Source organism: candidate division WOR-3 bacterium (genome assembly GCA_029858255.1).
Classification (GTDB): Bacteria; Hydrothermota; Tepidihabitantia; order SM23-42; family SM23-42; genus SM23-42.
Map to the genome: position 1 here is coordinate 1 of JAOUFJ010000033.1, position 17316 is coordinate 17316.

The 17316-nt window shown below is 47.2% G+C and carries 17 protein-coding genes; 8 read left to right on the forward strand and 9 right to left on the reverse strand.

Translation table 11 applies throughout. The features are described from left to right. The 3 genes from OEV79_10805 to OEV79_10815 form a co-directional block, all read left to right on the forward strand. Positions 1-845: S41 family peptidase (locus OEV79_10805; GenBank protein MDH4211922.1), on the forward strand; the 845-nt coding region annotated here is incomplete at its 5' end. Positions 846-1060: 215 nt separating this feature from the next. Then, positions 1061-1363 (forward strand): hypothetical protein, encoded by a 303-nt coding sequence (locus tag OEV79_10810; GenBank protein ID MDH4211923.1) that lies wholly within the window; start codon positions 1061-1063, stop codon positions 1361-1363. 57 nt (positions 1364-1420) lie between these two features. Further along, positions 1421-2302, forward strand: coding sequence for an FG-GAP-like repeat-containing protein (locus OEV79_10815; GenBank protein MDH4211924.1), 882 nt, complete (start codon positions 1421-1423; stop codon positions 2300-2302). Between the two features lie 67 nt (positions 2303-2369). Here the strand turns inward: OEV79_10815 and OEV79_10820 are convergent, their stop codons facing one another. Together OEV79_10820 and OEV79_10825 are read right to left on the reverse strand one after the other, a co-directional pair. Next, positions 2370-4352 (reverse strand): FG-GAP-like repeat-containing protein, encoded by a 1983-nt coding sequence (locus OEV79_10820; GenBank protein ID MDH4211925.1) that lies wholly within the window; start codon positions 4350-4352, stop codon positions 2370-2372. 66 nt (positions 4353-4418) lie between these two features. Beyond that, entirely contained in the window at positions 4419-5087 is a 669-nt protein-coding gene (locus tag OEV79_10825; GenBank protein MDH4211926.1) for a hypothetical protein, read from the reverse strand. A gap of 178 nt (positions 5088-5265) precedes the next feature. Here OEV79_10825 and OEV79_10830 point away from each other — a divergent pair, with 178 nt between their 5' ends. Further along, positions 5266-5400, forward strand: a complete 135-nt coding sequence (locus OEV79_10830) for a hypothetical protein (protein ID MDH4211927.1) — start codon at positions 5266-5268, stop codon at positions 5398-5400. Then, positions 5393-6208: a class I SAM-dependent methyltransferase gene (locus tag OEV79_10835; protein MDH4211928.1), complete on the forward strand. Its 816-nt coding sequence runs from the start codon at positions 5393-5395 to the stop codon at positions 6206-6208. Before OEV79_10830 ends, OEV79_10835 begins: the two co-directional genes overlap by 8 nt. A gap of 330 nt (positions 6209-6538) precedes the next feature. Here the strand turns inward: OEV79_10835 and OEV79_10840 are convergent, their stop codons facing one another. From OEV79_10840 to OEV79_10855, 4 genes are all read right to left on the reverse strand, one after another. Continuing rightward, positions 6539-7528 (reverse strand): hypothetical protein, encoded by a 990-nt coding sequence (locus OEV79_10840; protein ID MDH4211929.1) that lies wholly within the window; start codon positions 7526-7528, stop codon positions 6539-6541. Between the two features lie 191 nt (positions 7529-7719). After that, on the reverse strand, positions 7720-8496 hold the full coding sequence (locus OEV79_10845; GenBank protein MDH4211930.1) for a 4Fe-4S dicluster domain-containing protein: 777 nt from the start codon (positions 8494-8496) through the stop codon (positions 7720-7722). 30 nt (positions 8497-8526) lie between these two features. Next, on the reverse strand, positions 8527-10431 hold the full coding sequence (gene cooS, locus OEV79_10850; GenBank protein MDH4211931.1) for an anaerobic carbon-monoxide dehydrogenase catalytic subunit: 1905 nt from the start codon (positions 10429-10431) through the stop codon (positions 8527-8529). 2 nt (positions 10432-10433) lie between these two features. After that, positions 10434-10868 (reverse strand): Rrf2 family transcriptional regulator, encoded by a 435-nt coding sequence (locus OEV79_10855; protein MDH4211932.1) that lies wholly within the window; start codon positions 10866-10868, stop codon positions 10434-10436. 104 nt (positions 10869-10972) lie between these two features. Between OEV79_10855 and OEV79_10860 the strand changes: the two genes are divergently transcribed. The 3 genes from OEV79_10860 (at position 10973) to OEV79_10870 (ending at position 14149) form a co-directional block, all read left to right on the forward strand. Continuing rightward, positions 10973-12310 (forward strand): hypothetical protein, encoded by a 1338-nt coding sequence (locus tag OEV79_10860; GenBank protein MDH4211933.1) that lies wholly within the window; start codon positions 10973-10975, stop codon positions 12308-12310. A gap of 123 nt (positions 12311-12433) precedes the next feature. Next, the gene (locus tag OEV79_10865) at positions 12434-12835 is read left to right on the forward strand and encodes an FMN-binding protein (protein ID MDH4211934.1); all 402 of its coding nucleotides are present in this window, start codon (positions 12434-12436) and stop codon (positions 12833-12835) included. A gap of 270 nt (positions 12836-13105) precedes the next feature. After that, positions 13106-14149 (forward strand): beta-lactamase family protein, encoded by a 1044-nt coding sequence (locus OEV79_10870; GenBank protein MDH4211935.1) that lies wholly within the window; start codon positions 13106-13108, stop codon positions 14147-14149. A gap of 193 nt (positions 14150-14342) precedes the next feature. Here the strand turns inward: OEV79_10870 and OEV79_10875 are convergent, their stop codons facing one another. The 3 genes from OEV79_10875 to OEV79_10885 all read right to left on the reverse strand — a co-directional run bounded on the left by OEV79_10875 (position 14343) and on the right by OEV79_10885 (position 17119). After that, entirely contained in the window at positions 14343-14582 is a 240-nt protein-coding gene (locus OEV79_10875) for a KH domain-containing protein (GenBank protein MDH4211936.1), read from the reverse strand. A gap of 633 nt (positions 14583-15215) precedes the next feature. Next, a complete protein-coding gene (locus OEV79_10880) occupies positions 15216-16310 on the reverse strand; it encodes a beta-lactamase family protein (GenBank protein ID MDH4211937.1) in 1095 nt (364 codons plus the stop codon). 8 nt (positions 16311-16318) lie between these two features. Next, positions 16319-17119, reverse strand: coding sequence for a hypothetical protein (locus OEV79_10885; GenBank protein MDH4211938.1), 801 nt, complete (start codon positions 17117-17119; stop codon positions 16319-16321). Between the last annotated feature and the right edge of the window lie 197 nt (positions 17120-17316).

The window sequence follows — 17316 nt, forward strand, 5'->3', positions numbered from 1 at the left end:
CTGACTTCAACGGGGCTGGTATAAAAATACTGACCGTAATTCCCAATACACCAGCCAGCAAGACCGATGTGAACATCAAACCGGGTGAAGTGTTAACCCACATCAATGATGAACCAATCAAGAGCGGTGACAATCTGTACGAGGTTCTGCGAAATAAAAACAATGAAGAAGTAATACTGACGATCGCGGACCGGGGAAAGCTACGCAAAGCGAAATTGACTCTCGAAGACCCCAACACAATTCTCAATACAGTGAACGACAACTGGGTACGAGCGAACAGGGGCTACGTCCACGAGAAAAGTAATGGGCAAATCGGCTATCTCTACATTGAGTCCATGGATGAAAGAAATCTCAGAAAATTCGAAAAAGACTTGTATGAAGAAATGGAAAAAGACGGGCTGATCATTGACATAAGGTACAATGGCGGTGGCTCCATTCACGACGAACTGCTGGACATACTGCGCAGGACTTCATATGCCTATTCGATAGAACGCGACGGCGAGAAAACTTACAGCTCCCTGTTCAGGTGGGACAAACCCACGGTGCTCCTCATCAACGAATATTGTTACAGTGATGCCGAAATATTCCCGGCCGGTTTCAAGGAACTGGGGCTGGGTACGGTCATCGGCGTCCCGACATTTGGTGCGGTAATAGGCACCATAGATATCGAGCTGCACGAGGGCACCTACTTCAGGATCCCCACGACGGGATGGTACCTGCTCAATGGCGAGAATCTTGAGAATACGCCGGTCGAGCCCGACATTTTTGTCGAAAATACGCCCGAGGAAGATGGCTCCAGCAGCGATACGCAGCTAACCACGGCAATAGAATCCCTTCTCAAGTAAAAAGGGGACAGGCTACTTTTTCACATCAGTACCTCAACAATGGGTTTGGTGAGGTTATCAACCGTTATCATCGCATAGGCACCCAACTGTAGCGAGCGCGGGGAAAAGTAGCCTGTCCCCTTTTTGCGTAACGAATCACCTAAATATAACGTCTGTCTCTTAGAGGCGAGCAGCCTCATCCACTTATAGATTCCGAGAATAAAAGGGAGATGATAATGAAGCGAATCTTTGCGACATTAGTTTCTGCCGGACTTCTGATCACCTTACACGGCCAGGCGCCCAGTTTTAAGACACCGATCTACGTGTTCGACGGCGCAATGGCCATTGATGTTGGCCTGTATGGCGCGCCCTTTGTTTACGACTGGAACGGAGACAGCAAGAAAGATCTCATTGTTGGCCAGTTTGACATGGGAATGGTCCGGTATTATGAAAATGTGGGGGAAGATAACGACCCCGTTTTCTTCGGGAATACCTTCCTTCAGGCAAATGGTGCAACGATCCAATTGCCCTATGGTTGATGTCAGGGCTCAACGGTCGCGGTCTGCGACTGGAATGAAGACGGGCAGCGGGACCTGGTGACCGGAGATCGAGAAGGATACTTGACGCTCTTCCTTGAGTCTGGCAGCGGGCTGGTAAATGAAGGGCATATCAAGGCAAGCGGCTTCGATATAAAGGTGACCGCCAACAGCTTTCCGTTCATCGTTGACTGGAATGACGACGGCAAGAAGGATCTTGTCATCGGAGAAGAACTGCCAAATTCACCCAACACCGGAAATATCAGGGTCTATCTAAACCAGGGTACGAACCCAACACCGACTTTCAGCAGTTATTCTATTGTATACGCAGGTGGATCACAGCTCTACAGATATAGAATGAATCCGGTGGTATATGATCTTGATGCCGACGGACTCAGGGATCTGATAATCGGCAATGACGACGGCCGTGTCTATTTCTACAAGAACACGGGAAGCCCCGGGTCTCCGGCTTTTGGTGCTACATTCGATACATTGAAAACGGAAAACGGCACACCGATAGACGCTGTTGCCGGTTCCCGTATACACTTTGTCGACTGGGATGGCGATACCGACCTCGATCTCCTGATAAGTGGTTCCGAAGGATACGTACAGATCTGTGAAAACGCGTCAGGTACAGGTATACAAGAAGGTGAGCAAGAGATCAAAACGATTACCGGGGCGGTTGTCTCACCCAATCCGATAACGACGACTGCGCAATTCGCATTCTCGCTGCAGACATCGACGAATGTGCGGATCGATATCTATTCTGTCGACGGTCGCCTGGTATCAACACCTGTAGATCAGTACACACCGAGTGGAAAGCACAGGTTCTCGTGGAACGCCACGGATGATCGCGGCAGGAAATTGCCTTCGGGTATATACCTTGCCCGCATCACGACTGACAAAGAGACGAATACAACGAGCGTGGTGATCACACGCTAAGAAATTATCAAGTTAACGGAAAGGGAGGGTCGATTGACCCTCCCTTTTTATTTAGTTCGTTCAGTTTCTATCTGATCAGCAGTAATTTCTCTGTAGTTGAATACTGCCCGGTCGAGAAGTTTAAAAAATAGATTCCGCCCGGCAAATTATTGCCTGAACTGTCTGTGCAGTTCCAGACGATACTGTGGGCTCCGGCTTCCGCGACTGAATTCCAAATCTTCGCCACCTCCTCCCCCAGTATGTTATAAACGAAGATACGGACCGAGCCCTGTTCACGCAGGCTGAAATGGATCACGCTGTTCCCCCGCGATGGGGTGGTAAGCCAGAAACCATTTTCGCCGTTTCCTTCAATAAGCTCCTGGACCGCGGTAACCGGAACTACGGCCTCGTCGCTGTATCTGCTTTCCGAACCGGCCGTTATGCAAGCAGTGACGACATAGTAATAGGTATTACCTGCATTCACCGTTGAATCGATGAAGGACGTATCGACAACTGGCTCATCCGTAAGCTTCATGTAGGGATAACCGCTGCTCAGGCTGCGATAGACATTATAACCATATACGTCGGCCTCCGAATTCTCTGACCAAACCAGTTCGACCTGGCTGCCGCTCAGAGCTCCACTCAGATTAACCGGAGGAATCGGATGGTACCAGCCAGTGAACCAGTGATCGTGATGGTAGGTCTGCCACTCAATGTTTGCCATCTCAAGCGTTGCACTCAAATCCCAGATATGAACAAGACTGTCCAGACTGCCAACTCCCACTTCAATATCACCGTCACGATCGATATCACCGAGTGTTACCGGAGCGGAAACCTGATCCCTGGGGTTGGTGATGGGCCAATCTTCCACCAAACTCGCATCGTGATGGAAGGCGTAGACCTCGCTGTCATCACAACCGATAACCACTTCCATGTCGCCATCATCATCAATATCACCGATCGCGGCAGAACTCTGGCACCATTCACCCATCGCCGTGATCGCGGGCCAGCCATTAACCGCCACGCCGGTGTGATGCCAGGCATGGACGTGGTATTCGGTCCCGATCCCGGTCGCGCCAATTACTATTTCCAGATCACCATCATTGTCCAGGTCACCAAGGCAGGGCTCGGCATATAGACTGGCTCCCGTGCTCTGCGGCCATCCTGACAAAGCGGTGCCATCGTAATCATAGACACGCACATTATTCGTAGCACCCACCGTGGTGACGATGATCTCACCATACCCGTCGCCATCGAGGTCACCCATGGCCAGACCGTCAGTGTAGTAAGGACCTATATTACGGGGAAACCCATCGCACTCACTGCCATCATCGTGCCACGCATACAGAGCACTCGCTGTTACGACAACTACTTCAAGGTCACCGTCGCCGTCAAGATCACCGACAACCGGTGCATCCCGTACGTTAGTCGGGCTTGCCTGAGGCCAGCCATCAAGTCTTGTCCCGTCGTGATGGAAAACGTACGTGCTGTCGCCTATATAAAGGCTGAATACTATCTCCAGATCGCCGTCATAATCGAGATCGGACAGCACCGGAGATGAATGCACCTGCGATCCAGTCGCAAAGTAGATTGGAAATCCCGGCAGCGCGCCACCCGTTATCCACCAACCATACAACGCGGCATAACCGTAGCTGGTGTTGGCGCCAGTGAATATTTCCATTACACCATCGCCGTGAATGTCACCGCCAACCGGAGCACCGTAATTGTATTGTCCAAAGGATACGGGCCAGTTGGTGAAATTGGTGCCGTCACAGTTCTTGAGGTGAACGATCCCAACAGTTGTTCGCGAACATAATACTTCGAGATTCCCGCTGGCGTCCGCATTGATAAAACTAACCGCGTTCCAGAGCCAACCCCCTAAGTGAACCGGCCAACCTGTCTGGTAGGGCATGGAATCGCGGGCAAGTATTGGTTTCACAGTCTCAACTTGGTGAGCAATACTCGATACATCTTCGTAATATCTATCATCGATCTGCGAGCCTTCGGCGTTTGCAGTAATGCAAAAAAGAATACAAAAGAACATGGTACAAACACGTAGATATCTCGGCATAAACCTTCCTCCCTTCTTGCACATCGCTCAACAATGTGCAAAGATTCGTGCTGAGAGACAGCAAGCCTAAAACTGCGTTTCGTACACGGTCATGAGTTTCCTGACCGACTTTTCCACGGTTTTTGTCAAGCCAGTTCTCTCCGCATTTTTGTTTACCTTGATCGGATGTCCAAAAACGGCAGCAATGTGCCTGCCTATCCCAGGGAAGCTTCGGTATGTCGTACCCAGATCAAAAGCCGGCACGACAAAAACCTCTGCTCCAACACTAGCTGCCTGAATGCAGGGTATGGCAAAGCCTTGTCTGAATTCAATCGCGTCAGAAACCGGTTTGTTGTATATACCCTGCGGCGCTATTATTATTGCCTTCGCACCTCCCTTCACGATCAGATCTCTTATCTTTTTTAGGGCATGATAATTACCCAGCACGTCATTACCGATTATCCAGATGATGTTCATCTCTTTCAAGAAAAAATTGGTTAACCGATTCTTGCGAAATTGTACATTGACCACGATCCACGGCTCGGTCTTTAAAACGGTACTCACCGCCATGCCGACGATCATTCCACCGAGATCGGACGAATGAGTAGTACAGACCACAACCGCACCACGCGCAGCGGCACGGAGCAAATTCTCACCACCGACTACTCTATAATTGAAAAAGATGCGAAATATCGGAGTAACATATCTGCACGCGATCTTGTAGTAGTTCATACTCAAAACGACTTTATTATACACCATGCCTCCATAGAATCAAGAGGGGACCGGGGTCAAATCTTTACATGTGACAAGCAAACATTGAATGCAGATTCCGCTGGCAATAGATGCTACGGCGGAAAAGAAAAAAACGTCCTTGTCACATGTAAAGATTTGACCCCGAACTTAATTTTGCTCCGTCATTGACATTTTGAACGGAATGACTATCCTTGAATCGAATCATGGTGGAAACATCAGAGCCACTATTGTGCCGGGGCGTGGACATCGACCGCCATCGGTAGAGGAGCATGAGGAATTATTCTACTGGTTTCTCGAACAAAAGCGTCATGAATAGCGGTTCCTTGAAAGAATATTTTGACGCGAATAAGCAACTCTGGAACGGCTTGGTGTCGATCAACAAAGACTCGAAGATGTATGACCTGGAAGGCTTCAAAAAAGGAAAAAGTTCGCTCAACTTCATTGAACGGGAAGAACTGGGCGATATTTCAGGCAAGGCATTGCTGCACCTGCAGTGTCACTTCGGCATGGATACATTGTCCTGGGCGCGGATGGGCGCTCAAGTGACTGGTGTTGACTTTTCAGAGAATGCAATACAACTTGCCGAATCACTTTCAGAAGAACTGGCTATCAAAGCCCGTTTCATTCAGAGTAACATCTACGAGTCCCGTGACGTGCTTGAAGAAGAATTCGATATCGTATACACATCATACGGTGTTCTGTGCTGGCTGCCCGACCTTACGGAATGGGGCAGGATCATTCACCATTTCCTTAAAGAAAATGGCACTTTCTACATAGTTGAATTTCACCCACTCCGGTCGATGTTCGATGAAGCAGGGAAAATGAAAGAAGCGTACTTCCACAGCGAAATGCCAATCAGATGCGAAGGCGGTGGCTCTTATGCCGACCCAACGGCACAAATTCACCACGTTACCTACGAATGGCTACACAGTTTGGCTGATGTAGTGAACGCACTGATCGCAGCAGGCTTGAGGATCGAATTCCTGCATGAATTCCCGTTCAGCGTTTACGGAGATTGTCCCTGGCTCGAACAGCGGGAGGATAATCTCTGGTATCATGAAAATAAGGAAATCAAAGTACCGATGACGTTTTCGATAAAGGCAAGGAAAGACCATCTACGATAGATCGTTAGTTTCGTTATTCCCGTTAATTTCGCTGTTATAACATCCATTGCAAGTATTCATAAAACATCATAACGAAAAACGTCAGTATCGCTAAAGACAAAATACTGTACGAACGAAGTCGATGTAAATTCTACTCAGACTATTGCAGTTACCGCAGAATTGAGCTTCCCGTTCAGGAGCAGGGGGAACATTACACTTCTCGACTCGCTGCGCTTGCTCGAAGAATAACTCCCATTACCGTTCGAGCGGAGTCGAGAACAAGCCATCACTTTCGCCCCCGGGGACAGGCATAACATTGTGAACACTTTTTCTGACGGACGCTCGTGTAACTTACAGGCTGGCAATGAGCTTCTCTGGAATATGTACGGCAAACACGCAGATAGGATCACCTTTAAGCAGCGATTCGAGAACGTCGACCCGGACTGGTTCATCAAATACTATTTCCCAGTACGCCCGATAGAACCCGGCGCTGCAATTACAGAAGACCGGCGAGATAGGACTGTCTGATTCTTTGAAAGCCTCCTTGACCCACGGACAATGGCAGTAGTAGTATCGTTTTTTCTGCTCAACCTTTTCAGCCAGATACTCCTTGGCCATATGAGGGATCTTCTTGATGATTATCTTATTCCCCCTGCGGATGCCCGATTCGATATGGGGGGCATTTCTCACATAGTCCACAACATCGCTGGTTATCTCCTGTGTGAAAAAAAGGGTTCCGTTCTTTAAATGTGTTTCTAATTCGGCGACGAAATCCACGTGTTTTTGTCTGAGAAAATCATCAATATTCTTTGATTTCAAGAATTTCTCTCTATCCGGTTTTCTCCATTCCTCGTAACGGTCTCTCAAACCCCGATTAAGGAATTGCACGCATCCTTCATCGCCTATTTTTTGTTCTAACTTCGCAACCAGTCTCTTCATGTACTCTGGTTTTTTGTCCGGGCTTATTCCCAGCGCAGGGATTTGAGTATCATCGAATACAGAATCCCTCAGTTCCTTGCTGAATTCACTCGCCAGACGATTAGACAGGTTCTCTATGACTTCCCGACCATCGAGGACTTCCATCCCGGCGATAATGATTTCATTCAGTTTTTTGAAATATCCGTATCTCAAAATACTGAGATAATTATCCACCGTGTTTGTCCCGGCTTCGATCATGCGAGCCGAGTAGTCGTAGAAATCCTTCCTCGTAGCGCTCTCTATTTCTTTTCCGTTCTTCTCGAGGTACAGCTCGAAATCTCTGAGTGTATTCAAAGAATTCTTAATCACTCTCTGATCGATTTTTCTGCCGCTCAAGAATTTCCTGAATCCATCAATATCCATATGTTAAAACTCCTGCTCACGACTAGTGCTGCGTCTATAATAACAAAATATTATCTTACGAGCAATACCCTCCTTGTCTCGCGATGATCACCCGCCTCCAGGTTGTTATTTAATAACGTGGTATTGGATGAATATTACTTAGTGTAATAAAAAACAAAAGTCTGTCAATAATCTTAAAATGGAAACGGGGTCTACTCTATTCCCCCCTTAATGCCGACGATCACTTCCTCGACAGGCATGCTACTGTCCGCCCGCTTCTTTGCTTCCTCCACCATATGGGTTAAGCCTGAGCAACACGGAACCTCCATACGGACCACTCTTATACTTTTCGGTTGCGCGTGCTCAATGATTTGAGCGATCTTCTCTATATATGCTTCGGCATCATCAAACTTCGGGCAACCTACGAGCACGGTCCTTCCTTTCAGAAAATCCTCATGCATGTTCGCGTAGGCAAATGGAACACAGTCCGCGATCACCGCGATGTCGGCATTCCGTAGATATGGAGCGGTTGGCGGAACAAGATGGATCTGAACCGGCCACTGCCTGAGCTCTGAAGATGCTCTCGCCCGTTTCCCCTGAGACTCTTTCTTTTTATCCCATTGAACAACCGCGGCTCCAGGACACACATGTGTCCCTTTTGGCTCCGCGTGAGCATGTTGCTGAGTTTTTGCAGACTGCTCTTTCTGGTGCGTAACATGTTTCTCGAGCATGTCCTTTATCCGTGCAACCGTTGCTTCTTCATCATACGGCTCAGCATCTTCTTCTACAAGTGTCAGAGCATTAGTTGGACAGTTCCCAAGACACGCGCCCAGACCGTCGCAATAGATCTCTTTGACAATTTGTGCCTTCGGGCCCCTTGGGGTTTCTACGATTTGTAGCGCCTGTTCCGGACAAACTGGGATACAGTTCCCACAGCCATTACAGAGATCCTCATCGATCTTAATAATCTTTCTCTTTATCTTATTCATCCCATCCTTCTCCTTCTGTTCTTCAATAGTTCAAATGCCGAGGTTCTTGCGCTTCGCCTCGATATGAGACAAAATGCCGTCGACTGCCTTCACTGCATCGGTATCAACATTCAAATTTCCACCAGTAACGCCTTTGCAGTCCTCGAGCAGCAGCTTTACCAAATTCGGCGCTTTTGTGACGGGTGGCACAGGATTAACGTATGTGTAAAGCCCAAGTGCGAGTGCAAAAATCGCATCGATTGTCGCCTTCTGCTCCATATACTCTGGCGCGGCCGCCGCCACTGGTAGATCGGCAATTGGAACATCACCCAGAGCATGCGCCACTGCAGCCAGCAAATCACCCAGCCGGCCTGTATCAGTGCACGTGCCATAGCTGAGAACCGGTGGCACACCCAGCGCTTCACAAATACTCTTCAACCCGGGACCAGCAAGTTCCTTTGCTTCTGGACTGCATAAACCGGCAACCTGCATTGCGCCATTCCCGCAGCCCAGCGAAAGTACGATGATGTCGCGTTTGATCAGCTCTTTCGCAACGCGCACGCTGTGCACGTCCTGCCCGTTGTCACGCAGAGAGGTACAGGAGACGAGCCCCACAATGCCCCTTATTGTACCCTTCTTGATCGCGTCCAAAAGAGGATCGAGGCTATTACCCAGCGCCGCGAGAATACTCTCGGTCGAAAATCCTACCACGGCTTCTTTCATCGGTAATCCAGTGAAAGGCTTCACCGATCCTCTGCGTTCTTTGAAATTGTCGATCGCCATTTGCAGCAGTTCGGCTGCTTGTTTTTCTGCATCTTCCGGTATGTAGTCTATCCGCTCACTGACTCCCTCGAATGCGACCAGCTGGCTCACCGGGACGAGCTTGAATTTATATTTCTTGGCGTAGGTCGGATCGATGGGCATTGAACAGTTCATGTCCGCGGCAAAAAGATCGACACACCCGCTCGCGAGGATCGCTTCCTGCATTATCCAGTTACCCGTAAAACCGTAGAACACATCGTCCATTTCCCAGCGCTGTATCATTTCCTGCCCGGTTTCAATGTTGGCAATAATCCGCATTCCTTTAGCACCGGATGCCTTTGCCCTTTCCTGCCACTCGGGTTTGCGCGCGAGTTGCACCATTGCGAATCCAAGAAATGGTTCGTGTCCGTTAGGCAAAACGTTGACATAATCTGGATCCAGAACACCCAGATCAACACGCATCTTATGCGGGCGCGGTATACCATAGATGATGTCCTGACAGTATTCATTGACGATCTGGCTCTGATATGCCATGGCAATACTCAAGCGCATCGCTTTCAATGCCAGGCTCACGTAGTAACCGTCAACATTGGTCAGGCAAGAACTCGTCGCCATCATCATCTCGCCGTATATGCCGCCCGGAAAAATATTCAATTTCCTCCAGAGTTCTTTCCGCTCTGCGGGAGCCAGTGCCTCAACGATCCTGCTCGGCTCGTCACACGCACGGTTGAAATCTGCCCTGACAAAACTGCACAGCCTCGCAGCGATTTCATTGTCTGTCCCGGATGTATCAATGCCCAAGCGGTCAGCGAAAATTTTCAGTTTCCCCGGTTCTTTTATTTCAAAGGGAGATTGACCTTTGATTACCGAAAGCAAAGTCTTCACGGTCTGCTCGGTGTGGTAATGGTATGTTGATGCACCCATGACATTCCTGAGCAGCATCATGCGCATTGCCATCCCATCCCCGGTTATTCCGCAAACACCGCGTTTATCCTTCTCGACATCAGCACGGCATGGACCGTTGGAACAGAGGTCACAGCGGACGCCGCCCATGCAAAAAGGACAACGCTGGTCTGGATTGCCGCCCATGCCCTGCGCTTCATACCGGTCCCAGATATTGGTCATTCCGTCCTGTTTTATCTTTTCATACAGTTTGTGCACGGATTCATGATGTGAAATCCTTTCTTTTTCCATTACTACTCCTTGTTCTTTATGTTTCTATTTTTGTTGTTACACACGTCATACAGCGTGTAATTATTGAAAAACGAATCGAGCTGTTTCTTCAACTCTCGCCAGCATTCCTGCATCGGGCAAAGTGCATTTTGAGAACAATACTTGTCGGCCTTACCCAAAACGCACTGAACCGGTGCTGTGGATTCACCAACCGCCCCGAGGACTTCTTTTAGTCTTATGTCCTTCGGATCACGCGCCAAAAAAAAGCCGCCACCAGGGCCTTTCTTGCCCTTGATCAATTTTGCCCGTCGTAGCCTGAACAATATCTGCTCAAGATACTTGGGTTTTACGCGCTGGCGCCTGGCAATAACCGCAAGCGACAGTGCCTGGTCTTCAGGCTGTTGAGCAAGTTCCACGAGCGCCCTCAGGGCGTACCTGGTCCTTGTTGTCAGTTTCACGCTATATCTTACTAAAAAAGTAAGGTATTGTCAAGAGGGTAATAAGTGTCGGTGCTTGACAAGAATATGTCCAAGTCTATAATTGTCCATCACAAGGAGAGTATATGAAAGTATGCAAACTTGTAACTATTGCTGGTCTATTGATAGCCAGCACACTGTATGCTGCAGACTTCCGGCTAATTGCTAACCCACCTGCCCGATCGTTTTCATCCATGGTTGCTGACACTGTGCATGATCAGATGATACTATTCGGAGGATGGAGCGTTGGAATGCCCGGCGGCCAAGTCTTCAATGATGTCTGGGCATTAGATACAGAGAACGAAACATGGCGCCTGATCGAACCATCTGGTTCGGCACCCGCAGCGCGTATTGATCCTGCGGCCATTTTCAATACAACCGGAAATGAGATGCTCATATTTGGTGGGCGCGATGACTACTACAATTACTTCAACGATATCTGGTCCTTATCATTGACCCCGGGTTCAGAAGCATGGACGCAGTTGAATCCATCGGGAACCCCACCATCACCAAGGCTCGGCGCAAAGGCAGTAGTTGACCCGGTCAATAATCGGATGATCATATTTGGAGGCACCACGAGTATCAGCGGCTTCGATGAAACCTGGGCGCTTGATCTTAACACGTATACCTGGTCTCTATTGGATCCAGCAGGAACAAAACCTCCGGCAAGACAAGCCCATTGCGCCATCTACGATCCGAACGGACATAGAATGATCATCTATGCGGGCAGCAACTGGGGAGCGCCCGTTATGAACGATGTCTGGTCGCTCGATCTGACATACGGTAGTGAAGCGTGGCAACAGCTTTTTCCCGGCGGCCAGCAACCTGGACCAAGGACCCAACACTTCGGCATCTATGATCAATACAACAATGACATGGTCATGGGATTCGGCTATGATTATCCTGGCTACATTATTCATTATGATGATGTATGGATCCTGGAACTGACCTCGTTGACCTGGCAAAGAATCATTCCACAAACAACTACTGTCGACGTACGTAGAGCATCGAGTGCCGCCTATGATCCAAATGAGCATAGGGTTATCATTTTTGGCGGCAATCAATACAACAGCGTGTATTTTGGTGATACATATGAACTTACTCTGGACATGGTTGGCGTATCGAATAGCCCCAAGGATTACATACAAGATAATACATATATCACCATCCTGCGAAATCCATCGAAATTGCCCTGTCAAATCACGTTACATGTCCCGTCACCCGCGTATGTATCGCTCAAGGTCTATGATGCTGCCGGAAGGATCATCAACACTCTTACCCAGGGTCCCAAGAGTGCTGGGGACCATCATGTCAACTGGGAAGGACTAGATGCCCGGGGAAGAAAGGTCGCAGCGGGAACATACTACTTCTTTCTTGCTCTGAACGGCGAGGTGATACAGAAAAAATCAGTAATACTAGATTAGACTGTTATTGCCGTATTGAAGCAAACCTCTGCCCAAATAACAAGAACCCACATTTCTGCTACAAGTATTGACATTGTGCCTTGTATAGATAAGATATACCCACTTTTCGATTAAGGAGGAACAATGAAAATTTGGAAGAAGATATTGCTTGTATTGGGTATATTTTTTGTTTTGATCATTGCATTTGGTGTCGCGTTTTTCTTCAGAGCACGGCAGATGGTCAAACACATTGAAAGCGTTGAAATAAGGGATGTGGATCTAACGCAAATCGCAGATGGTGTTTACACCGGGGAATTTGGCGATTTCCTGGAGGACGTTGAATTGGAAGTGACCGTAGAAGAACACGAAATCAAGAAGATCGACATCACAAAACAGCGCGCCGGCCCCGGGTACGAGGCCATAGAGACGATTGATCGTATCATTGATGCTCAGTCACCTGATGTAGAAGTGGTAACCGGGGCAACTGGAAGCAGCAGGTCCATCATGATCGCGGTGCAGAGTGCATTGACCGGGCAAAAATATTAAGAAGCAGAAACACACTACTCAACAATCTGAAAACACCCTCCCAGCAGCCTCTAAATACAAAACGACGCCATAATCAATATTACGTTCGGGACAGGCATAGATTTTTAACTTTTTACACCTTGAAGTTCAGAGAGGAGTCTTCACGAAGCACGCAGTGAGTCAAATAAAAGGACCTATTTTGAATAAAAAATCGCAAAATCTTACGTTACACCGCTCCACCAGGACCATCACGTAGGATTTTGATTCCAAGAAAGGAAATTAGGGGTGAGAATGGAATCCGAAATGAATAAATCAACTTTAGACAAAATTGTAAGCAATGTCATTACAAAGAAACATATCTACGGTGCGCTTTTCTATGTTTCATCTGATGACAATAGCATTGATCTGATAAGTGCGGTGGGGAATATAAAGGAAGACAGTCAATACTATATCGCCAGCATAAACAAACTCTTCGTTTCTGCAATTATCTTGAAATTCTACACAGAGAACAGGTTGGATTTGAATGATAAGATCTCAAAATACCTGCCGGAAGAAGTGGTCAGTGGGTTACATGTATATAGGGGCAAGGATTATTCTAACGACCTTTCCATTCTTCATCTGATATCTCAAACATCCGGGCTCCCCGGTTATCTGATCGACAAACAAACCAGTGGAAAAAAGGCAATGACTGAGCTTGAGGCGGGCATTGATCAGCCCTGGCCTGTTGAAAAGGTAATTCACGAAGTAAAGAAGATGAAAGCACATTTTCCTCCTGGAAAAGAGGGCAGGGCGAAATACATCGATACAAACCATCAGATCTTGAGTTTGGTAATAGAAAAAATAACCGGGGAGCCAATAAATAGGGTCCTGCATGAGTTGTTTAAAGAACTGAACCTGACGAAAACGTATGTCTGCGAAGATGTAAAGGACAGAAATTTTGTACCCATCCGCTATAAATCGGACATCGTAAATATCCCGCTATTTCTTACCTCTACGCGAAATGATATTATTTCCACCGCAAACGACCAGATGACATTCTTAAAAGCGTTCTTCAACGGCTATTTCTTTCCCAAACAGAGACTGACAGAATTGGAGAAGTGGAACAATGTATTCTTTCCCTTCAAGTACGGCATCGGTATACAAAAATTCCATTTGCCCCGCATTTTATCACCATTCAAGCCAGTGCCCGATATGATCGGTCACAGCGGGTCAGTAGGTTCAATAGCGTTCTATGTGCCTGATATCAATATCTATATGACTGGAACCGTAAACCAGCAGGCACGCCCCAATATCGCTTTTCAAACAATGATAAAAATCGTTAATAAGTTGAGGTAGAAAGGGGGAGGCGACAAAAAATAGACCGTGCTAAGCGTGCACGTTAGATGAAAACAAGGGGAGTAAGGCACTCACTCCCCTTTTGCTGTAGTTATTTTCTTTGCGGATGCTTCCGGCAATTGTCTATCGACTATCCAACAATTTCAATATTTGTATAAAACAGAACGAAAAAGACAAGAGACACTGCGTTTTATTATTCGAGAATCTCTAATACCGTGCGTTTTCCCAGCTTCATTGCCGCAGCGGTAATTATTGTTCTGACTGCTCGTGCGGTTCTTCCTTCTTTGCCGATCACTTTACCTAGATCACCTTCTCCGACTCTTAGTTCGTATATGATACTCTTGTCACCAGCAATCTCATTTACTTGAACCTTATCTTGATTGTCCACCAATGCTTTAACAATATATGTAACAAGGTCTTTAAGCTCTTGCATGATTAGCCTCCTTTGGTATAATCACATTAGCTATAATCTTCGCAGGTTATCTTCCGTTATCTTTCAATGCGCGTTGCTACCCTGATGTAATGTGAATCTTTGTTTCTACCACTTTAATAACCCACTTTTTTACGCAGTTGTTGCTCTTGTCTTTTCCGTATCTAGTGCCACTGTTTCACAAAAAGGTTCCTCTACCTCCTCTGCTCAATTATCAGTAGCTCATATATTATACCCGTATTCAAATACGAGTCAATGGAACACATTCGTTCAATGGATCGCCCCCCTTAGACCCTATTCAGAAATTGAGAGGTTAAGAGGTTGAGAAGCTGAAGACTATAGCTGAATAAAATGCAGTATCGCCTCACTGGCTCGCAGCATCACTGCGTTCGCCCCACACTACAAAACGACAGCGGGATACTCAATTTTGCAACCATATGCAAGATATGGGCAAAATCTTCACAATTCACAACTTCCATCTCTTATGATTGCCGCGTCGTCCGCCTTCGCTAAAACTACGGCGGCCTCCTCGCAATGACCCTGCTGTGCAGGCCATTATCACATATCCGTTATCAGTTATCTGGTGAAACCGAGATTTCGGAAGAAGAACTATACCTGCACGATCATTCTGGGAATTTATCGAATGACCGATTCGATTATTTTCTCAACAATCGGCAGAAATTCGGACAGGGTAGTGCCGACTTTGTCGTCATTTGTGCTGGGCATTGAAGTCATGACGATAAGTATATCATACTGCGGTAAAATAAAGATAAACTGTCCGCCAGCTCCCCTGGCAGTGAAACCGTTCACCTCTGGCACGACCCACCAGTAATAGCCGTACTGATAGTTCTCGGGACCTGGTACCCCGGTTTGAGATGTGGTCGACATCAAAATCCAGTCGTGTGAAACAAGCTGCTGATCTTCCCATACCCCGTCCTGCGCCACCAATTTACCGATTTTTGCCAGGTCGCGGGGTTTCAGGAAAAGACCAACCGGACCCAAGGTAGTGCCTTCGCTATTCGCTTCCCAAAAATAGTCGGTGATGCCCAATGGGGTAAAGATGTTATCCCGCGCGATCTCTTCAAGCCTTTGACTGGTAACGCGCTCAATTGCACTAGAAACGAGTTGTGGGTCACAATCGCGGTAATAAAACGAATCGCCGGGTGCGGCGTACATCGGCTTTGCCAGGGTATATTGTATCGGGTCTGCGGGTTTGTTCACAAGCATTTCGATCGACCAATCGTCATTATCGAACGCAATCCCTGATTTCATCGTCAGAAGATGTCGCATCGAGATTTTCTGCTTCATTGTATCGGTATCAAACTTTTCCGGCATGATGTCATAGAGCAGCGTGTCAATATTCGGAAAATAGCCCTGATCCCGCGCAACACCGAACGACAGCGAGGTGATGCTCTTGGTGGCAGACTGGATATGCCCCTTGATATCACGGTCAGCCACGTCCCGACAATAGTTCTCAAAAACCAACTTCCCGTACCGGACAATCAAAAGACTCTTAGCATTATAAAAAGCATCTTCATCCCAATACATTTCGTACGCTTCCATCACCTTCGGCCTAAGGAGTCCGGCCTCCTCAGTCGTGGCAATCTGCCAGCCATCAAAAAGCTGCACTGGATCAACATCAAAGTTGTTTTTCAATTGACCATTCGGAATACATCTTAACAATGCGAAAACCATAGACAATGCTATTAATAAGGTAATTTTTCGTTTCATCCTATGCCCTACCATCGGAACCTCCAAGTAACATCAATCGAATTAGTAAAAAGCGTAACTGGCTCGGGTTCGGTTGCATGCTTGAAACTACCTGTGTACGTCAGTGTAATGCGACGCATTTCATACGCAAACGATATTTGAGCCGCCTGGTAAGTGTCAAACAAAGCAAAATGAAGATCTTCATGGGGTTTGCTGAGCAAGAAACCAACCTTGGTTAACTCGTCAGTCTTGTAGTAGCGGTAAAGCGGCGGTCGGGAAATCATAGCAACAACCGGAAAAGAAAGGGTCAGGTGAATCTGGCGCTCTTTCTTAATAGAACGTGAATACCGCAGTGCAGGTCCCAATTCAATTGTCGTTAACCAATAAAGGTGTTCTTCATCCCAATCATAGAAAAATTCATCATTGAGAGACCAATTAAGTTTACTTCCCAGGAATATTTTGCCGCCGAAAGTATTATTGGAGAGTGAGTGTAGATATCGATAACTTAACGAAGACGAAAGCACCGCCCCAGAAAATCCATACCGGTCGCGCAGAAGAGCTAAACCTAGTCTTGCGTCAACCTCGTGCTGATGTACCAAGCCTCGTCTTTCATAGAAAAGAAGTAAGGATAATCCCGGACCAGAGAATCTTAATGGCACCACGATGTCATCACGCACCTGCACGTAAGAAATGCGTGGTCCGATGCCAAACGCATTCTCTCGGTCGCGCAGACCGGTGCCACCTTCTGTGGGTTGCGGACAGAGCATAGCAGCCACCAAAATGGCGAAGAGGATTGCGGATGATATGCGAGTAATTTTTACTGAATACATTCATTAAAAGTATACACAATTTCTGCAAAGTCAATATTAACGCTTACTTGTTAATAAGTGCCCTAAAACCTAACATCAATCATTGACAAAACTACCTTGGCTGATATGATTACGCAAATGGAACAACAATACTACGCTACAAAGAAACAGACGATCGAGATGAAACCTATCGATACAAAGGGCATTATCCTGGATAT